13 protein-coding genes are annotated in these 23,520 nt (G+C 62.9%); 4 read left to right on the top strand and 9 right to left on the bottom strand.

The genetic code is table 11. The features are described from left to right. Window positions 1–1,365, bottom strand: coding sequence for an NAD(P)-dependent oxidoreductase (locus tag NKI16_RS01075; protein WP_352621224.1), 1,365 nt, complete (start codon window positions 1,363–1,365; stop codon window positions 1–3). 220 nt (window positions 1,366–1,585) lie between these two features. Here NKI16_RS01075 and NKI16_RS01070 point away from each other — a divergent pair, with 220 nt between their 5' ends. The 3 genes from NKI16_RS01070 (at window position 1,586) to NKI16_RS01060 (ending at window position 3,639) form a co-directional block, all read left to right on the top strand. Further along, complete coding sequence (locus NKI16_RS01070; protein WP_156937309.1) at window positions 1,586–2,035, top strand: hypothetical protein; 450 nt, start codon at window positions 1,586–1,588, stop codon at window positions 2,033–2,035. A 279-nt stretch (window positions 2,036–2,314) separates the two neighbouring features. Beyond that, window positions 2,315–3,091 carry a VOC family protein gene (locus NKI16_RS01065; RefSeq protein ID WP_352456224.1) on the top strand — a complete coding sequence of 259 codons (777 nt, stop codon included), beginning with the start codon at window positions 2,315–2,317 and terminating at the stop codon, window positions 3,089–3,091. A gap of 155 nt (window positions 3,092–3,246) precedes the next feature. Beyond that, window positions 3,247–3,639 carry a DoxX family protein gene (locus NKI16_RS01060; protein ID WP_023675853.1) on the top strand — a complete coding sequence of 131 codons (393 nt, stop codon included), beginning with the start codon at window positions 3,247–3,249 and terminating at the stop codon, window positions 3,637–3,639. A 4-nt stretch (window positions 3,640–3,643) separates the two neighbouring features. On the opposite strand, the gene NKI16_RS01055 is transcribed toward NKI16_RS01060, so the two are convergent. Together NKI16_RS01055 and NKI16_RS01050 are read right to left on the bottom strand one after the other, a co-directional pair. Next, window positions 3,644–6,085 carry a GcvT family protein gene (locus tag NKI16_RS01055; protein WP_352621226.1) on the bottom strand — a complete coding sequence of 814 codons (2,442 nt, stop codon included), beginning with the start codon at window positions 6,083–6,085 and terminating at the stop codon, window positions 3,644–3,646. A 79-nt stretch (window positions 6,086–6,164) separates the two neighbouring features. Then, window positions 6,165–7,703 (bottom strand): trimethylamine methyltransferase family protein, encoded by a 1,539-nt coding sequence (locus NKI16_RS01050; protein ID WP_023675851.1) that lies wholly within the window; start codon window positions 7,701–7,703, stop codon window positions 6,165–6,167. Window positions 7,704–7,921: 218 nt separating this feature from the next. Between NKI16_RS01050 and NKI16_RS01045 the strand changes: the two genes are divergently transcribed. Then, window positions 7,922–8,512: a transglycosylase SLT domain-containing protein gene (locus NKI16_RS01045; RefSeq protein WP_023675850.1), complete on the top strand. Its 591-nt coding sequence runs from the start codon at window positions 7,922–7,924 to the stop codon at window positions 8,510–8,512. Between the two features lie 14 nt (window positions 8,513–8,526). Here the strand turns inward: NKI16_RS01045 and NKI16_RS01040 are convergent, their stop codons facing one another. From NKI16_RS01040 to NKI16_RS01015, 6 genes are all read right to left on the bottom strand, one after another. Then, a complete protein-coding gene (locus tag NKI16_RS01040) occupies window positions 8,527–10,935 on the bottom strand; it encodes a dipeptide ABC transporter ATP-binding protein (RefSeq protein WP_352621229.1) in 2,409 nt (802 codons plus the stop codon). 79 nt (window positions 10,936–11,014) lie between these two features. Further along, window positions 11,015–12,172, bottom strand: coding sequence for an ABC transporter permease (locus NKI16_RS01035; protein WP_023675848.1), 1,158 nt, complete (start codon window positions 12,170–12,172; stop codon window positions 11,015–11,017). Between the two features lie 11 nt (window positions 12,173–12,183). Beyond that, window positions 12,184–13,218 (bottom strand): ABC transporter permease, encoded by a 1,035-nt coding sequence (locus tag NKI16_RS01030; RefSeq protein ID WP_023675847.1) that lies wholly within the window; start codon window positions 13,216–13,218, stop codon window positions 12,184–12,186. A 221-nt stretch (window positions 13,219–13,439) separates the two neighbouring features. Next, the gene (locus NKI16_RS01025) at window positions 13,440–15,092 is read right to left on the bottom strand and encodes an ABC transporter substrate-binding protein (protein ID WP_023675846.1); all 1,653 of its coding nucleotides are present in this window, start codon (window positions 15,090–15,092) and stop codon (window positions 13,440–13,442) included. A 261-nt stretch (window positions 15,093–15,353) separates the two neighbouring features. Further along, window positions 15,354–21,404, bottom strand: a complete 6,051-nt coding sequence (locus tag NKI16_RS01020; protein WP_352621232.1) for a translocation/assembly module TamB domain-containing protein — start codon at window positions 21,402–21,404, stop codon at window positions 15,354–15,356. After that, window positions 21,404–23,329: an autotransporter assembly complex protein TamA gene (locus NKI16_RS01015; protein ID WP_023675844.1), complete on the bottom strand. Its 1,926-nt coding sequence runs from the start codon at window positions 23,327–23,329 to the stop codon at window positions 21,404–21,406. The genes NKI16_RS01020 and NKI16_RS01015 overlap by 1 nt, the downstream gene beginning before the upstream one ends. Window positions 23,330–23,520: the final 191 nt, after the last annotated feature.

Below are 23,520 nucleotides of genomic sequence, written 5' to 3'. Positions count from 1 at the left end.
TCATGCCCTCCCGTTCGAGGTCAGTGCCCGATGAATGCTTTCCGCCGCGTCGCGGCCTTGTGCGACGGCCGAGACTGTCAGGTCGTCGCCGCCAAAGATGCAGTCGCCGCCGGCCCAGACGTTTGGCAGCGAGGTGCGGCCTTCGGCGTCGACCTTGATACGGCCGGCTTCCAGGTCAAGCAAAGCCCCGCTGCCGTTGAGCGCAGCCGGGACAAAACTCTGGCCGATCGCCTTGAACACCTGGTCGGCGGTCAACGTCAGCCGCTCGCCGGTGCCGACGAGCCGGTCGCCGTCCATCGCGGTGTATTCGAGCTCGATCGCCGACACCTTGCCGCCGTCGGCAATGACCCGCTTCGGCTGCAACCAGTGCCGGATGATGACGCCGTTGGCAGCGGCCAGGTCCTGCTCGAATTCGGAGGCGTTCATGTGCTCCGGGCCGCGCCGATAGCAGATCGTCACCTCTTCGGCTCCGAGCAGCTTCGACTGCACCGCCGCATCGATCGCCGTCATGCCGCCGCCGATGACGACGACGCGCCGGCCGACCGGCAGGCTGGCCAGATCGCTGGCTTGGCGAAGCTCGGCAATGAACTCGACGGCATTGGTGACGCCTTGCGCTTCCTCGCCATCCGCTCGCAAGGCATTGACGCCGGCAAGCCCCATGCCGAGGAACACCGCATCGTAATTCCTGGTCAGGTCCGACAGCTGGTAATCACGGCCGAGCGCCTTGCCGTTCTGGATGTCGATGCCGCCGATCGACGTGACATAGTCGACTTCGGCCTGGGCAAAATTGTCGACGCTTTTATAGGCGGCGATACCGTACTCATTGAGGCCGCCGGGCTTCGGGCGGGCTTCCAGGATGGTCACGTCGTGGCCGTAGCGGGCGAGCCGATGCGCGGCGGCAAGCCCGGCCGGTCCGGCGCCGACCACGGCGACCGTCTTGCCGGTCGGTTCGGAGCGCTTGTAGAACTGCTTGTTTTCGGCCATGGCGACATCGGTGGCGTAGCGCTGAAGGCGACCGATCTGCACCGGCTTGCCTTCGGCCACCTCGCGCACGCAGACTTCTTCGCACAGCGTCTCGGTCGGGCAGACGCGGGCGCACATGCCGCCCAAAATGTTCTGGTCAAAAATAGTCCTGGCTGAGCCGATCGGATTGCCCGTCGAAATCTGGCGGATGAACAGCGGGATGTCGATCGAGGTCGGACACGCATTCATGCACGGCGCGTCATAGCAGAAATAGCAGCGGTCGGACTCGACCAGCGCCTCGTGATGATCGAGCGGCGGGTGCAGGTCGGCAAAATTATCGGCATATTGTTCCGGCGAAAGCCGCCCGCCGGCAATGCCTTGCTTGAACTGGCCTTCTGGCATCGTCAGTTCCCCATGTTCTTGTTTTGGGGAAGGCTAGCACGTTTTATTTTTTTATCAATTGGTCAATTTTCGGCGCAAACCGCTGAAACCGCTCGATAAAAACATGATAAACGCACTCATGTTTTTGAGCACTGTCCGTTGCGCCTCAATGGATGCGGCGCCCAGAATTGGCTACCAAGTGGCGACAAGCTGTTCGAAAGCGTTACCAGGCGGTAGGCGCTTGAGCATCGTGCGCGATTTTCAAACATTGGAGAAGGTAATGGACATTGTTCAGGAGGCGGTTCAGCGGTGGGAGCCTGTGGAAGATTTACCGCTGGCTGCCTGTCAGGTGTGGCGTCTGAAATCCGACAACTACTTTGAATTGGCCGTCGAAGGCGACTTCTTCGTCGGGGCATCCGAACGAACCCTCAAGATCAACTTCCACGGAGTGCTAGCACTTTCGGCTCATGACGACATGTTGGGAGTGACCCATGTCAGCGCTAGCAGCTCAATCCCGTTGATTGGCTCTGGCAGGCAAGCCTCCTATAGATGGCCCCTCCTCCGAGTCGAGAACTCGCACTGGTTGCGATCAATACCCGGGCCGACAAACGACTGTTCGCATTTTCTATTGCTCAGTCTCGAATGCACGGTAGAGGTGATTGCTCGTGAAGCCATAGCTGCTTGGATCTGACCCCTCGCTTCACACCACGCCTTCCACAACCATTCCGGGCAGCGGGATAGCCCTTAGACTGGTGATGGTCCGCTCTGGTCAGGGAAGTGAGCGACATCCGGCGCATGGATCAACAACCCCTCGTTGACTGCGAGCAAAGTCGAAAACCGCAGGGCGCGCAACCCGGTAACATTTCCAATTTGCCATCATCTTTTTTGGTTGGCTGTCGGATTTTCGTCGTGAAGATCGTCCTAGAATGGATCGCGCATGATCGATGTACAAACCGCAAGGAGCACGACAATGCCACAGTCCCCCATGCCCTTCTTCTGGTACGAGCTGATGACCACCGATCTCGATGCCGCCGAGGCGTTTTACACCTCCGTGGTAGGCTGGAGGGGGCAGCCTTTCGAAGGGGCCCAGGGCATGCCGCGCTATATCGTCATGAATGTCGGCGAGCGCGGCGTCGGCGGGTTGATGACGCTGCCCGATGACGCGCGCAAGATGGGCATGCCGCCGGCCTGGGTCGGTTATATCCTCACCAGGGACGTCGATGCCGCAACGGCCTCCCTCAAGAAGGCTGGTGGCGCGGTTCACCGCGAGCCCGACGACATTCCTGGCGTCGGCCGCTTCGCCGTCGTTGCAGATCCGCAAGGCGCGATGTTCAACTTCCTGCAGCCCAGCGGCCCCGACCAGCCGCCGCTACCGTTGGCGACCCCCGGCAACATCGGCTGGCATGAGCTCTACACGTCAGACTGGAAGGCGGCGTTCGATTTCTATTCCAGCCAGTTCGGCTGGGAGAAGGGCGACGCCATGGATATGGGTCCGATGGGCGTCTACCAGCTTTTCGCCTTCGGCGGCGAGCCCGTTGGCGGCATGATGAACAAGCCCGAGCAGATCCCGGCGCCGGTCTGGCAGTTCTATTTCAACGTGCCCGGCATCGACGCGGCAGCCAAGCGCGTCACCGACAATGGCGGCAAGATCCTGATGGGTCCGATGGAGGTCCCCGGCGGCAGCTGGATCGTACAGTGCACAGACCCGCAAGGCGCGCACTTTGCTCTGACAGCGCCCGGGCATTAACGGCCGCGCTGATCGCGGGGCCGCCATCGTGCGGCCCCAAGGCTACAGCACGCCTCACGACTCACTCACCGACAGTTGAATGCAGGCCGGACTATGTGAATGGTCCGGCCTTTGGCGATGACCTATGGCCGGGCTAGGTGAAAATGGAGTCGTAGATGAAGCTTTTCGAAGGCCTCGCCGGATATCAACCGTTCGCCCTTGCCGCCTTGCGCATCATGACGGCGCTGCAGTTCATTGAGCACGGCACCCAGAAACTGTTCAATTTCCCCGTCGGCGACCATGCCGGCACCATGAGCGGGCTATCGCTGACCGCGGCCATCCTGGAATTCGGAGGCGGCATCCTGCTGGTATTGGGGCTTTTCACCAGACCGGTGGCATTCCTTCTCAGCGGCGAGATGGCGATCGCCTATTTCATGGCGCACATGCCGCGCGACTTCTTCCCGGTCAACAACGGCGGCGATGCCGCGATCTCGTTCTGCTTCATCTTCCTCTATCTGGTGTTTGCCGGCGCCGGCGCCCTGGCGCTGGACAACCGCCGCGGTGCCTGAAACGTCACCCACGCATCCGCTCGAAATTCGCGTCGAACAGCGGGATCGGCTGCATGCGCGCAGCGTGGCGTTTGCCCAGAAGCTCAATCTCGAAGCCGTCGGCTTCGTCGGCAATCTCTTTCGGCACATAGCCGATGGCGACGGACTTTTTCGAATGATGCGCGTAGCCGCCCGACGTGACCCAACCGCGCACGGCACCGCCGTACCAGATTGCCTCGTCGCCGATGACGTCGGCATCGACAGTATCGACGACAAAGGCCCGCAGCCGCAGTCTGCCGCCTTGCTTGCGCTCGGCCAACGCCGCCTGCTTGCCGATGAAATCGGCCTCTTTGCCGTAGGCGACGAAGCGGTCGAGGCCGGCCTCCAGCGGCCCATAGATCGGCCGGTATTCGCGCGCCCATGAGCCGTAATTCTTCTCAAGCCGCAATGCGTTGAGCGCGCGCGAGCCGTACAGGCCGATACCGAATTCCTCGCCCGCCGCCATCAGCGCCTGATAGGCGGCGCGCTGATATTCCGGCGCCACCCAGATTTCGTAGCCGAGGTCGCCGGTGTAGCTGACCCGCCCGACCAGGCACGGCGCCATGCCGATGTCCATCTTGCTGATGGCCATGAACGGAAACGCCGCATTCGACACGTCCGACCGTGTGACCTTTTCAAGAAGGTTCCGCGCGCTCGGCCCGGCGATCGACAGGCCGGTGAGTTTTGCTCCCGACGCTTCGATACTGACCGAGCCGTCCTTCGGCAGGTGCGCTTCGAACCAGCGCATGTGGTACTGCTCGGCGACACCGCTGCCGGCCAGGAACCAATCCTTACTTGCAGAATTTGGACCGCCGAGATTGGCCAGCGTGAAATCGCCGATCAACCTGCCGTCTTCCTTCAGCATCGGCGCCAGCGTTATGCGGCCGGGCCTTGGCAGCTTGCAGGCCAGCAGACGATCAAGCCACGCCGCCGCCCCCTCGCCCGTCACCTTGTATTTGGCGAAGCTCGAAATCTCCGATAAGCCAACGCCTTCACGAACGGTCTTGACCTCATTTGCGACATGCTCGAAATCGCTCGAGCGGCGCCAGGAGAATTCGTCCTTGACCCCTTCGGGCGCATACCACAGCGGCACTTCCAGCCCATAGGCGACGCCCCATTGCGCGCCCTCGGCCGACAACAGATCATAGACCGGTGTCGTCTTGAGCGGCCGGCCGGCCGGTAGTTCCTCGTTCGGGAAGCGGATCGAAAACCGCCGCGAATAGTTCTCGCGCACCTTGGCGTTGGTATAGGCCATCGTGGCCCAGTCGCCGTAGCGCGAAACGTCCATCGCCCAGATGTCGGCGCCGGGATCGCCCTCGATCATCCAGTTCGACAGCGCCAGGCCGACGCCGCCGCCCTGCGAGAACCCCGCCATGACACCACAGGCCACCCAGAACCCCGGCAGGCCGCGCACGGGCCCGACCAGCGGATTGCCGTCCGGCGCGAAGGTGAAGGGTCCGTTGATGATCTGCTTGATGCCGGTGTTCTGGAACGCCGGGAAATGCCGGAAGCCAACCTCCAGCGACGGTGCGATGCGGTCGATGTCGGGTTCGAGCAGCTCGTGGCCGAAATTCCATGGCGTCTGGAACTCGGACCATGGCTTGTTGGCCTTTTCGTAAGTGCCCATGAGCATGCCGCCGCGCTCCTGGCGCAGATACAGCTCGCCATCGAAATCGACTGCATGGATGATCTCGGTACCGGTCTTCTGGTTCCAGGCGGCGACTTCCGGCATGTCCTCGGTGATCAGGTACATGTGCTCCATCGCCAGCACCGGCAGCTCCAGCCCGACCATGCGGCCGACCTCACGCGCCCACAGGCCGCCGGCGTTGACGACATGCTCGGCCACCACCTCACCCTTGTTGGTGATGACACGCCACAACCCGTCGGCGCGCCGCACGATGTCCTCGACCTTGGTGAAACGCTCGACCTCGGCACCAAGCTTCCTCGCGGCCTTGGCGTAGGCGTGAGTGACGCCGGAGGGGTCGAGATGACCGTCCTCCTTGTTGCGGACGGCGCCGACGAACTGCTTGGGGTCGAGCAACGGCATCAGCTCGGCCGCCTCATCAGGCGATATTTCTTCGAGGTCGATGCCGAGATAGCGGCCCTTGGCGACGACGCCGCGCAGCCAGTCGAGGCGCGCCTCGGTCGCCGCCAGCAAGACGCCGCCAGTCAGATGCACGCCGGTCGCCTGGCCGGACAGTTCCTCGATCTCCTTGTAGAGCGAGATTGTGTATTTCTGCAGCTTGGCGACATTGGGATCGCCATTGATGGTGTGCATGCCGCCGGCGGCGTGCCAGGTCGAGCCGGAGGTCAATTCATTGCGCTCCAGGAGCACGATGTCGGTCCAGCCGTGACGGGCCAGATGGAACAGCACGGAGCACCCGACAACGCCACCGCCGATAACCACGACCTTTGCATGCGATTTCATGGGATTCTCTCTGACGTCAACGAGTTGGATGGGAACGATGAATTCGGGGAGGAGCCCCACGAGCGCAAGCCTTCGATCATCACGGCTCGCTTTGCCCGATCGCTTCCTTGCGCTTGGCCACGTACGTCTCAAGCGCCTCGCGCCTGGAGACTTCCATCACCGGCTCGACATAGTCCTCCAGCGCCTTCTTCCAAAGCCTCGTCGCCCGCGCCGTGGCATCGAGCCCGCCAGCCTCCTGCCAGGCCTCGAAATTTTGCCAGTTGGACAGCATCGGCTGGTAGAAGGCTGTGGCGTAGCGCTCCAGAGTGTGCGGCTCGCCGAAGAAATGGCCGCCGGTCGGAACCGCACCCAGAGCCTCGACAGCAAGCTCGGCCTCGTTGACCTCGATCGGGCGCAAAAACTCCATCATGTGCTGGATCATCTCGACGTCGATGATGAACTTTTCGAACGACGCTGTCAGTCCGCCCTCTTGCCAGCCGGCGGCATGGTAGACGAGGTTGCCATGGCCGAGCACCGCGCCCCACAGCGCCATCAGCGTCTCATAGGCGCCTTGCGCGTCGGCGGCATTGGAAGCCGAGCCCGGCGTTGTGCGATAAGGCAGGTTGTAACGCCGCGCCAACTGTCCGGACGCGATATTCGCCTTGGTGTTTTCAGGCGTGCCGAACGCCGGCGCTCCCGATTTCATATCGACATTGGAGGTGAAGGCGCCATACATCACCGGCGCGCCGGGGCGGACGAGCTGCGTCAGCACCACGCCGAACAGCGCCTCGGCATTCTGCTGGGCGAGCGCGCCGGCAAGCGTCACCGGGCTCATCGCCCCCATCAGCGTGAATGGCGTTACCGCCACCGACTGGCCGAACTCGGCCATCGTCATCAGCCCCTCGGCCATCATCTCGTCGAAGCGGCGCGGCGAATTGACCGAAATGATCGTGGTGACGCCGGGATCGTCGCGCATCTCGTCAAGCGTCAGTCCGCGCGCGATTGCCATCATTTCGATGCCGTCGAGCGCCCTGCCGCGGCCGATGGCCGAGACGTGAAAGCTTTTGTCGGTCAGTGTCAGATTGGCGAAATAGGTGTCGAGATGACGGGAATTCGCCGGCAATTCTACCGGCGCGCAGACCTGGTTGCCTAGCATGTGGATGCAGTTGAAATGCTGCGCCAGCCGGACGAGATCGGAATAATCGCGCAAATTGCCGGCACGGCGGCCGCGCTCCATGTCGTGCACATTCGGCGGCCCGGCGACGAGCGTGAAGTTGATGGTATTGCCGCCGAGGTGGACGGCATGGGCGGGATTGCGCGGCGTCAGCGTATAGCTGGACTGCGTCGTCTTCAGCGCTTCCTCGATCATGCCGCGATCGATGCGGACGTTCATCGTTGCATGATCGACCTTGGCCCCGGCCTTCTCGAACAGCGACAGCGCCCGCGGGCTCATCACCTCGATGCCGAAATTCTCCAAGATATGCATCGACGCCTGGTGGATCGCCTCGATCTGGTCGGCCGAGAGCATCGCCATTGGCGGATAGGGATTGGTGACGCGGCGCAACGGCAGTTGCGGGATGGCGGTCGGTCCCCTGTTGCTGGTTCGCTCGGCGCCGCGCTTGCGTCTTGGTTCGCTCATGCCGCGCATCAAAGCGCCGGCACGAGGATCGAGCTGTCAAGAATCCGCCACCTGCGGGCGTGATTTTAGCCAAGGCGGCATTCCGGGAATTTCACATCGGTAAAAGCGACAACAAACGTCGGAATGGTTATACTTGTTCCGCGTCAGGCAAAGCGGCCGATGAGCCGTTAAGGAACGCAGCAAGATTCCTTTTATGTTTTCGGCCTAATGCTCTTGCAATGCGTAGGTTGAGTTTTAGTAAAATTGTAGCGATTGCCGTGCCGCTGGCGCTTTCGGCCTGCGCGACGCCGCCGAACCACATCAACGATGTCTGCGCCGTTTTCGACCAGAATGACGGCTGGTTCGACAATTGGCAGGCGGCGGCACAACGCACCGAGCAGAAATACGGCGTGCCGGTTCCCGTGCTGATGGCGACGGTGCGCAAGGAATCCGGCTTCAAGAGCAACGCCAGGCCGCCGCGCACCAAGCTGCTGGGCTTCATTCCCTGGAAACATATCTCCAGCGCCACCGGCTTCTCGCAGGCGCTCGACGGCACCTGGGCGCAATACCAGAACGAGACCGGCAGCTGGGCGGCGCGCCGCACCAGGTTTGCCGATGCCGTCGATTTCGTCGGCTGGTATCATTCCAAGACCGCCGAGACCCTCGGCGTCGCCCGCAACGACACCTACAATCTGTATCTCGCCTACTATCTCGGCTGGAATGCCTATAAGCGCGGCAATCGCGGCGACGCCGACGTGCAGCGCTATGCGCATGCCACCGAACAGATGGCGCAGGACTACGCCGCGCAGCTACGGCAATGCGCGCCCTAGCCTATTAACGGCTCTCAGCCGCCCTTGGGTTTGCGCGGCTTGCGCGTGGCGTCCTCGGCCTGTCGGCCGTCGCCGACAGTCGGCGGCATGATTGGTGCCACCTGGCTGTCGGCAGAGCTTGAGGTGCCGGTCTCTGAAACCTCGTCGCGAACCTCGTGACGGCGGGCTTTGGCGACCGCTTCGGCATTCTCCACTGCCTGACCCTCGGCATCGGCTTCAACGCTGCCAGTCTTGCCATGCGGGCGCTTGGGCGGATCTCCGGCAAAGCCCGGGCCAACACCGTGGTTTGCATCATCCGGCACGCCCTCATTTGCGGCGTGCTCCTTGTCGAATTTGATCACCGGCTCCATTTTCGCCAGCACGTCGTCGGACAGCCAGCACAAGCTCATATGGCCGTCGCCGAGATTTTTGACTGGCGGCACCTTGGTTTCGCAAAGGTTGTCCGGCACCAGTTTCTTGTAGCCGCAGCGCGTCTGGAACGGACAGCCGGACGGCGGGTTCATCGCCGAAGGGATGTCGCCCTCCAGCACGACGTGCTTCTTGACCACGCTTGTGTCGGCGATCGGGATCGCCGACAGCAATGCCTCGGTATAGGGGTGATAGGGCGGCGCGAATATCTGGTCGGTCGTGCCTTGCTCAACGATATAGCCGAGATACATGACGACGACGCGGTCGGCGATGTAGCGCACAACCGACAGATCGTGGCTGATGAACAGCATCGTCGTCTTGTTCTTGCGCTGGATGTCCATCAAGAGCTCGGTCACCGCGGCCTGGACCGACACATCCAGTGCCGAGACCGGCTCGTCGGCCACCACCACCTTGGCGTCGCCGGCAAAGGCACGCGCAACGCCGATGCGCTGTTTCTGGCCGCCTGAAAGCTGGCGCGGCTTGCGTGTCTCGAATGCCCTCGGCAGCTTCACCAGGTCGAGCAATTCCAGCATCCGCTTGCGGCGGTCGGCCACCGAGTCGCCGACATTGAACTTTTCCAGCGTACGGATGATCTGCGAACCGACCGAATGGCTGGGATTGAGCGTGTCGAACGGATTTTGGAACACCATCTGGATCGATGACACCGTGTCGACGCTGCGCTTCTCGATCCCGGTCGACTGGATCTCCTTGTTGCCGAGCTTGACGCGGCCGGAGCTTGCCGTTTCGAGGCCGAGCAGCACCTTGGCCAGGGTCGATTTTCCGCAGCCGGATTCGCCGACGATAGCGACGGTCTCGGATTCGCGCGCCATGAACGAGATCGTCTCATTGGCCTTGACGACACGGCCCTCGCTCGAGCCGAACACTTCGCTGCCGCCGACCTTGTAGTACTTCCGGAGGTCTTCGATCTGGAGCACCGGCGCACCGGGCACCACCCGCTCGTTGACCTTCTTGGCGCCGGGTGGCAGCGCCTCCCAGTCGATCTCGTTGAAGCGCACACAGCGCGAGAAATGCCCGTCATGGCCTTCGACCGCGATCATCGGAATTTCGGCGGCGTTGCAGACGCCCTCGACGAAATGGTGGCAGCGCGGGCCGAAATTGCAGCCCTTCGGCCGCTCGTGCGGTAGCGGCAACTGCCCCGGGATGGATATCAGCGGCCGCGAATTCTTGTCGGCGCCCGGCAGCGGGATCGAGCGGAACAGGCCTTGCGTGTAGGGATGGCGCATCCGGTCGAAGACGTCCTTGATCTTCCCGGTCTCCACCGCTTCGCCCGAATACATCACCGTGATGCGGTCGCAGGTCTCCAGGATCAGGCCGAGATTGTGCGACACGAAGATCATCGAGGTGCCGAACTTCTCGCCCAGCCCCTTGACCAGGTCGACGATGCCGGCCTCCACCGTCACGTCGAGCGCTGTCGTCGGCTCGTCGAGCAGAAGCAGCGCCGGCTTCGACAGCAGCGCCATGGCAATGACGATGCGCTGCTGCTGGCCGCCGGAAAGCTGGTGCGGGTAGGAACGCATCATGCGCTCGGGATCCGGCAGCTTCACCGCGCGCACCATTTCCAAGGCGCGTTTGTAAGCTTCGTCCTTCGACACCTTGTCGTGGATCAGTGGCACTTCCATCAGCTGGTGGCCGACCTTCATCGCCGGGTTCAGGCTGGCCATCGGTTCCTGGTAGATCATCGCGATCTTGTTGCCGCGGATGGCGCGCAGTTCCTCGTCGGACAATTCTCCCATGTCCTTGCCCTGGAATTTGATCTTTCCGCCGACGATCTTTCCGATGTTGGAGAGGTCGCGCATGATGCCGAGCGACACGGTCGACTTGCCGCAGCCGGATTCGCCGACAATACCCATCGCCTCGCCAGGCATGACCGTGCAGGAAAAATCCATGACGGCCGGGATCTCGCCCTTGCGGGTGAAGAAGGAGATCGACAGGTTCTCGATCTCGATGATCGGGCCATTGGTCGGCTTGGCGGGATTTCGAACTGCCTCATTCATGGGTCGCTCCAATCCTTGTTCTTCAGGCATATCGGGCCGAACCCGGCATCGATCTTCCCGGCGTCAATCTTTCCCGGCATCAATCTTTCATAGACTGTTCGCGCAGCGAATCCGCCAGGAGGTTGAGGCCGAGCACGAACGACATCAATGCGATCGTCGGCGGCAGCGCCGGGTGGATGAAGGAGCGCAGCAGCCGGCTGGCATCCTTGATCGCCGTGCCCCAGTCCGGGCTTTCCGGCGCCAGTCCCAGCCCGAAATAGCCGAGCGTGCCGAGCAGGATCGTGGTGTAGCCGATGCGCAGGCAGGCGTCGACGATCAGCGGCCCGCGCGCATTGGGCAATATCTCCCACAGCATGATGTACCAGGGCGATTCACCGCGCGTTTGTGCCGCCGCAACATAGTCGCGCGTTTTGATATCCATGACCAGGCCGCGCACGATGCGGAACACGCCGGGGCTGGAGGCGAACACCACCGCCACGAAGATGTTGAGCTGGTTGGGATCGATGTGGATGATCTTGAACGGATCGGCATCGAAGACAAGGCCTGCATAGATCCAGCCGCCAAGTACCAACGTCAGGCCAAGCAGGATATAGAGGCGGTCGGGGCGGTTCTTGTAGCGCGTCCAGAACAGCACACTGAAGAAGATGATCGGAAACAGGAAGAACAGCCCTGCCATCGCGTAGGGGATCGGCGTGTCCATGATGCCCGGCGTCACCAGCAGGTAGAACAGGAGGATCACCGGGAAGGCCAGCACAAGGTTGGCGAGGAAGGACAGCACCGTATCGATCTTGCCGCCATAATAGCCGGCCGGCAGGCCGAGCGTAATGCCGACCATCAGCGCAAAACCGGTCGCCGCCGGCGCGATGATCAGCACGATCTGGCTGCCATAGACCATGCGGGAGAACACGTCGCGGGCGAGCTTGTCGCCGCCGAAATAGTATACAAGTTTCGACGCCGGCTCGATTGCGCCCGGCAGCGCGTCCTTCATGATCGGCACTTGGGCGAGCGGATCGAAGGGCGAGATGGTCGACGCGAAGATCGCCGTAAACAGCCAGAACAGGCAGATGCCGACGCCGACGATGCCGACGCCGCTGTCGAAAAGCTGGCCGTAAAGGCCTAGCTTCTTCTTGTAGCCGAAGCTCGCCCCCATCACCAGGGCGAGAGCGATCCAGACCGGCCAGAAGCGGGTAAGCACGCCGAGTACGACGTTGAAGGCGCTGAGATATTCGACCTGCATCCGCCGGTCTCCTATTGAACTCTGATGCGCGGATTGAGGAACGCGTAGCCGACATCGGAGATGAGCTGTGTGATCAGGACGATAAACACCGAGACCAGCGAGCAGCCGAGCAGAAGATCGATGTCGTTGTTGCCGGCGGCCTCGACCAGCGTGTAGCCGAACCCCTGGTAGCGGAACATCACCTCGACGATGACGACGCCGGTGAGCAGCCAGGGGAACTGCAGCATGATGACCGTGAATGGCGCGATCAGCGCGTTGCGCAGAGCGTGCTTTATCACCACGCTGCCGAAGGAGAGGCCCTTCAGCCGGGCGGTTCGGATATATTGCTGTGTCATCACCTCCACCATCGAGGCGCGGGTCATGCGAGCGATGTAGCCGATGCCGTATATCGCCAGCGTCATCACCGGTAAGGTGAAATTATAGAAGGTGATGCCCTGGCTGGCCGAGGCCGCCGAACCGTTCAGCACGCCAAGCCAGGAGGCAAAGATCACGGTGAAGATAACGCCCGAAACATATTCGGGCGTCGCCGTCGAGGCGATCGAAGCCACCGACAATGTGCGGTCGGTGCGTGAACCCTCGCGCATGCCGGCGAGAATACCGATCAAAAGCGAGATCGGCACCATTACGGCCAGCACGCAGAGCATCAGGATGCCGGTGGCGCTGAGCGCCGGAAAGAGTTTCGAAGCGACCGTCGTCTTGAACTTGGTCGAGCAACCGAAATCGCCTTGCAGGATGCCGGAGAATGTCGGCACGACCGGATCGTTGCAGAAGGAGAAACGCTGTGCGGGCTTGCCGGTCGCCGGGTCGGTCACCGGCTGCTTGGGCATGATGCCCAGCCATTGGCCGTAGCGGATAAAGAAATTCTGCCGATAGCCATGGTTGACCAGCCAAGCCTCAAGCTGCTCGGCGGATGTGTGCATTTCGGTCTGGCTGATCGCGAGCTTCTTCAGATTAGGCCCGAGATTGACCAGGAAGAAGACGATCATCGTCAGGCACAGCATCGTCAATGCCATGGTGCCGAGACGCCTGATAACGAAAGAAAGCATGGCGGTCCCCTGCCGGTCGGGTTGGGGGGTGGAACCGGTTTGCAAGCCGTGCGCTGCCGCCAGCGGCAGAACAAGCCTTCAGACCAGTCCCAGATGCAATACCCTTTTTATTGCAGACCCAGGCCGAAGAGTCCGCAACTTTTTGCTGCGCCGACTTCCGGTCCAAGGACCATGCAAAGAGCGAGGGAAAGGGGCGAGACGCCCCTTTCCGGATCGTCCGGTCAGGCCTGCTCGAGCCAGACCTTGCCGTAGTCGCGCTCGAAGGTCGGGTGCATCTTGTAGTTCTGCACCGCCTTGACCGAATGGCTGTAGAGCTTGCGCCAATAAGGCTGGATGATAATGCCGGAATCCTGCAGGATCTGCTCGATGTCCTTCATCATTTCCTTGCGCTTGGCTGCGTCGGCAACCGCGAGCGCAGCGTTGAGCTTGGCATCCCACTCCGGATTCGACCAAGCCGTCTCATTCCAGGCTTCACCGGTACGATACCCGATCGCCAGAACCTGGACGCCGAGCGGCCGCATGTTCCAGTTGGTCATCGACAGCGGATACTTCGTCCAGTCGTTCCAGAAGGTCGAACCCGGCAGCACCGTACGTTTGACCTTGATGCCGGCGTCGCGCATCTGCGCGGCGATCGCATCGCCTGTGTTCTTGTGCCAGTCCTCGTCGACCGTGATCAGCTCGTGCTCGAAATCGGCCTGGCCGGCTTCCGCCATCAGCGCCTTTGCCTTCGCCGGGTCGCGAGCAACCTTCGGCAATTCGTAGTATTCCGGATGGATCGGGGCGACATGGTGGTTCTCGGCAACCGTGCCGGCATTGCCGTAGCCGAGCTGGAGGACGACAGCGTTGTCGACCGCGAGCTGCAGGGCGTTGCGAACCTTCTGGTCGCCGTAAGGCTTGTTGGCCACATTGGTGCGGCAGACGATCGTCGAGGCGGTGACGACCTCGGACTTCGCCAAGTCCATGCCGTCGAGGATCGACACATAGTCGGCCGAGGTTTCGAAATTGGTGTGCACTTCGCCTGCTTCGAAAGCGCTGACCATCGCCGCCGGATCGGTGCCGTAGTCGATGAACTCGATGCCGTCGAGGAAGACGTCACCATCCCACCATTTGTTGTCTTCGCGGCGCTTGTAGACCACTTTCTGGCCGACATCGTAGGAGACCAGCTCGAACGGCCCAGTGCCGATCGGGCAGGACTTGAAGTCGCCGCCTTTTTCGTCGAACGTCTTGTGGACGATGAGGCCGGGATAGTCGCACACGTTGGGAATGAGGGCGATATCCGGCTTGCTGAGCGTCAGCTTGATCGTGTGGTCATCGACCTTGGTCACCGCGCTCTCATCCAGCTTGTCGTCCTTGACCAGCGAACCGAGGCGACCCGGCATGGAATTGCCTTCGGCCTTCTTGTCGGCCCAACGCTTGAGGTTGAAGATGACGTCGTCTGCGGTGAACGGATCGCCGTTGTTCCAGGTGACGCCTTTGCGCACATGCAGCGTGTATTCGGTGGCGTCGTCATTCACGTCCCAGCTCTCCAGCAGATAGGGGCGGAACGTGTATTCGGTGGTGTATTTGACCAGCGGCTCGAGCGCCTGGCGCTCGGCATTGGCGATTTCCGACCAGTCGGACTTGCGCGGATCCTTCGGATCCTTAATCCATTGCGCGACCTTCAGTATCCCGCCTTTCTTGCCCTTCACCTCTTCCGCCTTGGCCGGCGTCGGGTCTGCAAGGCCAAGCATGCCATAGGCCATCGCCGTCGAGGCGCCGAAGACGCTGGCGAGAGCCAGAAATTCGCGACGATCCATCTTGCCTGCCTTGGCATCTTCGGCCATGGCCAGGATGTGATCGGGAACGCGGTCGCCGTTACTCTTGTAGATCGTCATGACTAACTCCCATTGTTGGCTTTCTGCCTTTTAACATTCCGCATCCGCGCCATGATGTCAAAGACGGCACGGATTGGGAACATGCCAAGGAATGTGCAACTTTGAAAGCAGGGCGGTTCGCGCGATAACGACAGTCTTGGCGCAAATTTGCTACTGCGCCAGGGATTTCGTCTGAAATCTCAACGGGCAATTAAACTGGGACATTCGCCGCTGCGCCGCTCGTTCTTCAGGCAACCAGTTGTTCTGCGCGAACGGCCGGTTTCAATATTCCCGTTCGTAGAAAACACCGCCTTTGGCTTCGCCGGCGTCGGTTGCCTCGCCACGCAGCTTGACGCCGCGCCCAACGTCGAGATCGACGGTTGCCTTACCCGAGCCCGGCCTGTCGCCCTTCTGGATCGTCACATAGGTACGGTCGTTGAGATACTTGCCCGCCGAGACGGCGGTGCCACCCTGTTCATCGGTGATTACGTCGAGATCGTCGACGCCGATTGCGCTGCGCAGGTTCTGCAGCAGGGAGGTCGAGCCGCCGACGCCGGCCAGTTGTCCGGCAGCCTCGGCAAGCTGCGCGATCTGCAGCGGCGACAGGTTCGACATCGAACGGCCGAAGATCAGCTGCGCCAGCACCTCATCCTCCGGCAACGCGGGTACCGAGGAGAAGGTGAATTTCGGGTTGTTCGCCTCGCCCGACACCACGATGGTCACGGTGGCGCTGGTCGTCTTCGATTGCGCCGTGAGATTGAGGTAGGGCACCAGAGAGCCGGAAAAGCCGACGGTGCCTTCGGTGAAGGTCAGCCGCTTGGCAAGGATCGTCAACCGCCCGCGCCGCAAGGTGAAGGTGCCGACCGCCTGGGGTGACGATGCCGGGCCGGTCAGCCGCAGCGAACCGCCGAGCTCGGCGTCGACACCCCTGCCCTGGATGAAGATCTGGCTCGGCGCATTGACTGTGACGTCGAGATTGAGGCCGCTGCCGCCGCCACCGCTGCTTGCAGCGGCCGGGCGCAACGCCTTGTCCTGCGCACGTACGGCGGCCGGCGCATTCTTGTGCTTGACGTTGAGCTCGGCCAGCGAGCCGGGCAGCTTTTCGGGTACGGTGATGACGGTCTTGGCCAAGTTGACGGTACCGGAAATCACCGGCGCGGAGATGAGCGGTCCCTTGACGGTCAGGTCGCCGCCAAGATTGGCAGTGACCACCTTGCCGTCGGTATAGCGGCCGTCGACGAGCTTGATCGACAGATCGGCTGGAAAACCCTTAGCCGGATCGATGCCGACGGTGCCGCTGGCCGAAAGGCTGCCGCGTGTCGACAGCGTGCCGGTCAGGCGATTGATCCTGGCCACGCCATTGCCGATAGCGACATCGGCAGTGATGTCGTTGATCGCAAGCCCCGAGCGCGCGTCGAGCAGGCGGGCGCCTGACGTGCGGACCGTGCCTGAGATCACCGGCGACGTCGCCGGGCCGCGCACCTGCACATCGACGTCGGCCGTGCCGCTCAGGGACAGGCCTTGCGCGGCGAGTGTCCTGGTGAGGAAGGCGAACGGCACCTTGCCGGAAAAGTTGAGATCAAGGGTGGGCCCGCCTGATGTCGTCATCGTGCCGCCGCCCTTGAGGCCGAGGCCGGCGGCATCGCTCATGTTGGCGTCGAACGTCAGTCTGTTGCCCGAATACGTACCTGAGGATGAAACGCCCATGCCGCCGAAACCTGCACCACGGGTCTGCGACGTCTGAACGCCTGCGGCGTCGATCTTGAAGGCAACGGCCGGATTGGCCGGCGCGCCCGTCACCTTCACCGTGCCTGAGATGGAACCGGCGGCATCGAGGCCCGGCGAAAAACTGTTGGCTATCGAGATCGGGATGCGGGCCAGCGTCGCGTTGAGGTCGAACGCCTGCCCAGCCTTGCCCGTGACCGTCGCCGTGCCGCCGCCGAGGTTGAGCACCAGCCTGTCGAGGCTGGTCACTCCATTGGCGATGTTGATGGTCGAGGCCTGGGCGATGGCCGCCTTGATGCCGCGGATGGTCGCCTCGCCGGAGGCAAGTTCGACCGTCGTCGTGCCCTTGACCGCCTTGACCCGGCCGGCCGCCCTCAGCGGAATATCCTTGACGGTAGCGCCACCGGAAAAGCCGGTCCATTCGCCGTCGCGCTTGAGATCGACGTTGACGCCCCGAATAGCCGTGCCGCCGGAAGTTACGCTGTCGGCACGGATTTTGCCCGAGATCACCGGTGCCGCCAGATAGTTGGCGATCAGCGCGTCGATGCTCACGGCCTTGGCCGAGACATCGCCGCGCGAGATCGAGGCCGTCGTCGCCTTGACGGCGACTTGCGGCACGGTACCCGCCTTGGAGAAGGCGATCGTGCCGCGCACATCGCCATCGGCCTTTTCCAGTGCCAGGGCCGCAAGCGGACCGATATCGGGCAGGTCGAGCGCCACGGTGCCGGCCGGCAGGAAGGCATCGTCGAGCGCCAGGTCGCCGGAGATACGGTTCTTGCCGAGCGACAGCAAAAGTCCATTGATGGCGCGTTTGCCGTCCGATGTCGCCAGCACGGCGCTGCCCTGCAGCGGTTGGCCGCCGACATTTCCGGTGAGTTGCACATTCGCAGCCGGGTTGGCGGCATCAGCCTTGCCGGTGGCAGTGAGCTTCAGACCGGTGATCTCGCGCGCCGCGACCGAAAGCCTGTCGCTGTTGATACTCAGCGACAGATCCGGCGCGGTGCTGGCGCCTTGCGCATTCAGCGCGAAAGAGATGGCGCCTTTGGCGTCCTTGGATAGCAGCGAGACGTCGCCTAGCGCGCCTTTGACGTCGGCGCTGAGCTTGTTGTCGGCAAGGCTCGCCTGGCCGTCTGCCGTCAGCGAACCGGACGACAGCCTGACGGTATTGGCGGTGACATTGCCATTGGCGTCCCGCTTCAGCGCGGCACTGAATTGCGTTCGCTCGGCGAGCACGCCACGTACCGACCCCGGCAGTGCCGCCGAGGCGGCGTCCGCCTTGACATTGAGGGCGATGGCGCCGTCGGCCAGCGAGACCCGCCCGTTGAAGCCGCTGTTCAACGCGTCGCTGGTCACCGTGCCGCTATCGATGACGATGGCATCGGCGGCAAGGCTGCCGGCGAGTTTGGCGGTGACCTTGCCGGCGATCAGCGGCGCGATAGTCGGATTGTCGAGGCCGATTTTTTCGGCAGTCACGGTGCCGGAGATCGGCCCGCTCCGGGCTTTCACGTCAAAGCGATCGGAGTGCAGCGCAAGCGTGATGCCCTCGATCTTAGCCAGATTGGTGGCGGCCGATGGCAGCGTCGCGGAAATGTCGAGCTTCGGCTGGGCGCCCTGCCCGGCCGCCGTTAGCGATATCGCCTGTAGCTCGAGCTTGATCGGGCTCTCCTTGCTGCCAAGTGACAACGGCAGGCTCGGACCGGTAGAGGCCAGGTCGAGCGAAAAATCGCTGGCACCGTTCGGATTGATGGTGCCGGCTGCCTTGCCGGAGATTTTCTCGCCGGCAAGCGTCGCCTGCTCGATGGCCAGGCCGCTGGCCGACGAGAAACGGCCTGCCGCGTCGAGATCCAGCGGCCCGAGGCCAGCCTGCCGGGTCTGGCTGGTTTCGGCGCCGCTGAGGCGGGCGGTGAAGCGAATATCTGGGGCAGCCGACGATCCGGTGACCTGCGCGGTGCCGCTGAGCGCGCCGACGGCATCGAGACCCGGTGAAAAATCATTGGCAAGCGCTGCCGGCACCGCCGACAAGGTGGCAGCGAGATCGAGCGTCTGGCCGGCCGTACCCGACACGGCAACCGAACCACCGCCGACACCGAGCGCCAATTTCTCTATGCTCACCCTGCCATTGGCGATTGTCAGCGCTGATGGCTGCGCGACAGCTGCCTTGATGCCGCGGATGGTCGCCTCGCCCGAGGCAAGCTCGATGCTGGTGGTGCCGTTCGCAACCCTGACCCGCCCGGACGCGCTGGCCGGAATGCCGGCGACCGTGGCGCCGCCGCTAAAGCCGGTCCAGTCGCCATCGCGCTTCAGGTCGACATCGATGCCGCTGATCACCGTGGTTCCGGAGGTGATCGTGTCGGCCTTGATCTTGCCGGCGATTGCCGGTGCTTTGAGATAATTGGCGACCAGCGCGTTGACGGCGATTGTCTTCGCCGCCAGTTCGCCGCGCGAAATCACGGCGCTCGTCGCATCGATCGCGACCGTCGGCGCTCCGTTGTCGTTCGCAAAGCGGATGGTGCCGCGCACGTCGCCGGCTACCGACTGGCCCGCGAGTGCGGCCAGCGGAGCAATATCGGCGGCATCGAGGGTCAACGTGCCGAGCGGCAGCAGGTTGTCGTCGAGCCCGAGGTCGCCGGAGACCTTGTTGTCGGCTAACGAGACGGCAAGTCCATTGATGGAGCGCTTGCCGTCGGTTGTGACCAGCGATGCCTTGAGGTCGAGCGGCTGGTCGTCGACCGAGCCGGTCAGCGAGACATCGGCGGCTGGACTGGCGATATCGGCCTTGCCGCTCGCGCTCAGCTTGATCTGTTTCACCATATGACCGGACGCCGTCAGGCTGTCGCTGTTGGCCGAAACCGAGAAATCCGGAGCGCTGCGCGCGCCGCTTGCGGTCAGCGCGAAACCGACGGCGCCGCCGACCTTGGCGCCGACCAGCGGCGACAGCACCGATACGTCGCCCAGCGTACCCTTGATGTCGGCCCGGATATCGGTGCCTTGCGCACTGGCGGTGCCGCTGGCGCTAAGCGTGCCGGAGGTGAGTTGCAATGCGTTGGCGGCGAACGCACCGTCCGGGTCGCGTGTCGCGGTTGCGGAAAACTGCACGCGCTCGCCGAGAACCGAGCTGATTTGCGGCGGCAGCGCCGTCGAAGCCGCGTCGGCATTCATCTTGAGCGTCATCGACAGATCGGCAAGCGCCACTGTGGCTGTTACGGACGCATTGAGCGCGTCGCTGCGTAGCGTGCCGTCGTCGACGACAATCTGTTCCTTGCTGACGGAGCCGGCGAGACCGGCGCTGACCCTGCCCGTTATCAGCGGCGCCAAAGTCGCGACGTCGGTGTTCAGGTCGGCCGCCGTCAGCTTGATGGTGACCGGCCCGCTACGGTTCTGGATGTCGAAACCATCGGAATGCACTTGCCCGATCAGGTCGTCCACCCGCGTGCCGCCCGCCACCACCGAGACCAGCGACGCGCCGATATCGACCATCGGCGCCTTGCCACCGCCGAAAGCGCGGGCCGTGGCATCCTTGATCGCCACGGTTATCGGCTGCGCCTCGCTGCCGAGGCTGAGCACGATCGGCGGCCCCTTTGCGGCGAGCTTCACCGAAAGGTCGCTGGCGCCGTTCGGATCGACAATGCCTGTGGCGGTCGCGTGCACGGCGCCGCTGTCGATATTGGCGCGCTCGACATCGACGCCGCCGGCCGCGGTCGCTGTGCCGGCGAGGTCGAAGGTGGTCTTGCCGGCAAACAGCGGTTTCAGGGTTTCGGGCAGGAAGCGCTCGAATTCGCCATCGCCGTTGGCCTCGACATAATGACCCTTGTCGGTGAGCTGATGGCGACCGGTAAGCTGGGTGACGATCCGGCCGTCGACAACGAAGGTCCCTATGCCATTCCAGTTGGCGAGCGGTCCGGTGCCGGAAACGACAATGTTGACCGGCGGCGCGCCCGGCAGGTTGAGCAGGTTGGCGATGATGCCGCCGGCCGGCTCGGATGCCTTAAGGTCGAGGTCGAGCTTGTTGTCGGCCGGCGCGAAATGGGCTTTGGCGTCGACCGTGCCTTGCTTGCCGTCGTGGCGAACGATGTTGAGGTTGGTCTCGATCGCCAATGGTGAGGCGTCCGCCTTGAGCGCTCCCTTGGCTGCAAGTTCGGCGACACCGCTGCCGGCCAGAGCCTGCCCGAGCGCGATTTCGGGAAGGTCGAGTTGCCTGACGTCGATGGAAACCGGCAGCGTCGTCGCTCCGCTTTGGCTCGACTGTGTATTGGCCACCGGCAGCCTTGCCAACTCGATACGCTCGGCCCCAATGCGATCGGCGCTGAAGCTCTTCGACAGGAGTGCCAGCGGCGACCAATCGACGGCCACGTTGCGCGCCACCATCCAGGCGCCTTCGCGATCCTCCAGAACGACATGATCGACCCTCAGCGCGCCCGACCAGATGCCGTCGATGCCGACGACAGTGACCTTGCGATCACCGGTCGAGGCCATGGTCGAGATGATGCCGGCAAGGTTTTCGCGGCCGCGCTCGGTTTTGGTCAGCACGACGAGCGCCCCCACCGCCGCTGCCACGACGATGAGCAGCGTGTAGAAAAGGATACGGAGGATGCGCCTGAATATTGCCATCAGAATGCCTGGCCGATGCCGGCATAAATGCCGAAATGAGGATCGTCGGGGCCGCGGTTGAGCGGCACCGCCGCGTCGACGCGCAGCGGCCCGAACGCCGTCAGATAGCGCAAGCCTACACCCGCGCCGACCTTCATGTCCGAAAAATCGGGGACCTGCCTGGTCGACACCGTGCCGGCATCGACGAACGGCACGACGCCGATCTTGTCGGTGACGGCGATGCGCATCTCGACCGAGGTCTCGAAGAAGGAAAGCCCGCCGATCGGCTCTCCATTGCTGTCCTTCGGGCCGATGCCTTGATAGGCATAGCCGCGCACCGAACCGCCGCCGCCTGAGTAGAAGCGTCGATCTGCCGGAACATCTTGAAGACTGGCGCCGATGATAGAGCCGATGGCGACACGTTCGGCGAAAACGAATTTCGAGGCCGAATCGAGTGACTGGTAGGCCGACCCCTCGCCCTTCAGCTTGACAAACGCAGCCCCGCTCAAAATGTCGTAGCTCGGCTCGCCATAGGCCAGCACCCTGAAGCCCCGGGTCGGATTGAGCTTGCTGTCGCGATTGTCGTAGACATATTGCAGTGGAATGCTGGCGATCAGATAGGTGTGCTTGCCGAAAGCGTCGTGGATCCTCGAATAATCCAGCGCGACTTGCGCGGAAACCGTCTGCTTCTTGTCGAGTTCGTAGGATAGGCCGGTGCTGCCCTTGACCGAGAAATGGTCGTAGGCGTCGGGGTGCTCCAGCACGGTATTGACGCTGGCAATGAATTTCGACGCCGGCCCGACCACGCCCGGCTTTTCGAACATGACGCCGGCATTGTAATTGAGCTGGGTCAAGTCGTTGCTGCCGATGCCGCTGATTTTGCCGTCGATGCGCAGCTTTTCGGCGCGGCCAAACAGATTGCGATGCCCCCAATAGCCTTCGAGGCCCAGCCCCTCGGTGTTTGAGAAGCTGCCGCCAATGCCGAAATAGCGCGGCTTGCGCTCGCTGACCTCGACACCGATCGGGATGTTGCCCTCGGCGTCGAGCGCGTCGGCTTCCTTCACCGTCACGCTGTTGAAGACCTCGAGCCCGAGCAGCCGGTCGCGCGCGTCGTCGATCTCATCGGGCGAATACTGGCGGCCGCGCTTCAGGCCGGTCATATATTCGGTGAAGTCGCGGTCGACCTTTTCGGTGCCCTCGACAGTGGTGTCGCCATAGCCGGCGACCGGGCCGGCGGCGACGGCAAGCGTCACGTCGAGCGTCGAACCGGCGTGCTCGGCGACGATCTCGCGGCCCGTCACCTTGGCCAGCGGCCTGCCTTCTTGCTTGAGTGCCCGCACGATCGCCGCCTCGGCCTTGAGCACGGCGCCCGAACTGGCGTCACCGCCGGCGATCAGGCCGAAATCGGCACTTGCCAGCCCCGCCGCATCGCCTTCCAGTTTGATGTTGCCAAGCGTGAATTTCGGCCCGGCTGCTATGCTTATCCCCACCGGTATCGGCTGCGGACCCGAAAACTCGGCATCGGGCGGCAGATCGTCGAGCGGCTTGCCCTGAATAGTGATGGTGACGACACCCTCGTAGCGGGCGTCAGTGTAGAGTGCGGCAACAAGTTGCTCACGGTCACTGCGCGCCTTGGCCAGCAGGCCGAGAGAACCGGATACCGGGTGTTCCTCGTCGGCCTTCAGCGCCGAGGCGTTTTCGAGCTTCTCGGCGAGATCCTTGTCGGCGTCCGGCGCCTCGATCGTCACCGCATAGCGCAGCGGGTCGACGATATCGGCATCTTCGTCTTTGGATCCCCACAGCTTGATGCCGAAAATCTCGAAGGCTGCCGCACTTCCGGTTTCGGCAACAAGTGCCGTAGAGCACAACAATGCGAAAAGCAGGGCGCGCGAAAGCGCGCGCCGTGGCGCGGTTCCTCCCGACATCTGCCTTTCATACGCCGGCATTACGCTCCTAGCCTAGCTCGCAAACCTAAAATTGGAATGAAGTTCTGAAGCACTCGTAAAGGGGCCACAATCCAATTGCTGAAATAGACAGGGCTTGGAACTCACACCTTCTGCGTCGCCGCAAGAAAGCGTGATCCCCTGTCCTATGGAGCTACTACCGGTCACCGGCCGGAAAGCAAACCGTTGGCAGG

The organism is Mesorhizobium sp. M0698 (genome assembly GCF_040320455.1).
In the GTDB taxonomy this organism is placed as follows: Bacteria; Pseudomonadota; Alphaproteobacteria; order Rhizobiales; family Rhizobiaceae; genus Mesorhizobium.
The sequence above is the reverse complement of the archived record's forward strand: the minus strand, read 5'-3'. Positions and strand labels throughout refer to the sequence as shown.

Excerpts from the sequence above, each read along its gene's own strand:
- NKI16_RS01040 (WP_352621229.1), bottom strand. The coding sequence starts at position 10,935 with ATGAATGAGGCAGTTCGAAATCCCGCCAAGCCGACCAATGGCCCGATC.
- NKI16_RS01050 (WP_023675851.1), bottom strand. The coding sequence starts at position 7,703 with ATGAGCGAACCAAGACGCAAGCGCGGCGCCGAGCGAACCAGCAACAGG.
- NKI16_RS01055 (WP_352621226.1), bottom strand. The coding sequence starts at position 6,085 with ATGAAATCGCATGCAAAGGTCGTGGTTATCGGCGGTGGCGTTGTCGGG.
- NKI16_RS01025 (WP_023675846.1), bottom strand. The coding sequence starts at position 15,092 with ATGACGATCTACAAGAGTAACGGCGACCGCGTTCCCGATCACATCCTG.
- NKI16_RS01035 (WP_023675848.1), bottom strand. The coding sequence starts at position 12,172 with ATGCAGGTCGAATATCTCAGCGCCTTCAACGTCGTACTCGGCGTGCTT.
- NKI16_RS01065 (WP_352456224.1), top strand. The coding sequence starts at position 2,315 with ATGCCACAGTCCCCCATGCCCTTCTTCTGGTACGAGCTGATGACCACC.
- NKI16_RS01030 (WP_023675847.1), bottom strand. The coding sequence starts at position 13,218 with ATGCTTTCTTTCGTTATCAGGCGTCTCGGCACCATGGCATTGACGATG.
- NKI16_RS01020 (WP_352621232.1), bottom strand. The coding sequence starts at position 21,404 with ATGGCAATATTCAGGCGCATCCTCCGTATCCTTTTCTACACGCTGCTC.
- NKI16_RS01060 (WP_023675853.1), top strand. The coding sequence starts at position 3,247 with ATGAAGCTTTTCGAAGGCCTCGCCGGATATCAACCGTTCGCCCTTGCC.
- NKI16_RS01075 (WP_352621224.1), bottom strand. The coding sequence starts at position 1,365 with ATGCCAGAAGGCCAGTTCAAGCAAGGCATTGCCGGCGGGCGGCTTTCG.
- NKI16_RS01045 (WP_023675850.1), top strand. The coding sequence starts at position 7,922 with ATGCGTAGGTTGAGTTTTAGTAAAATTGTAGCGATTGCCGTGCCGCTG.
- NKI16_RS01015 (WP_023675844.1), bottom strand. The coding sequence starts at position 23,329 with ATGCCGGCGTATGAAAGGCAGATGTCGGGAGGAACCGCGCCACGGCGC.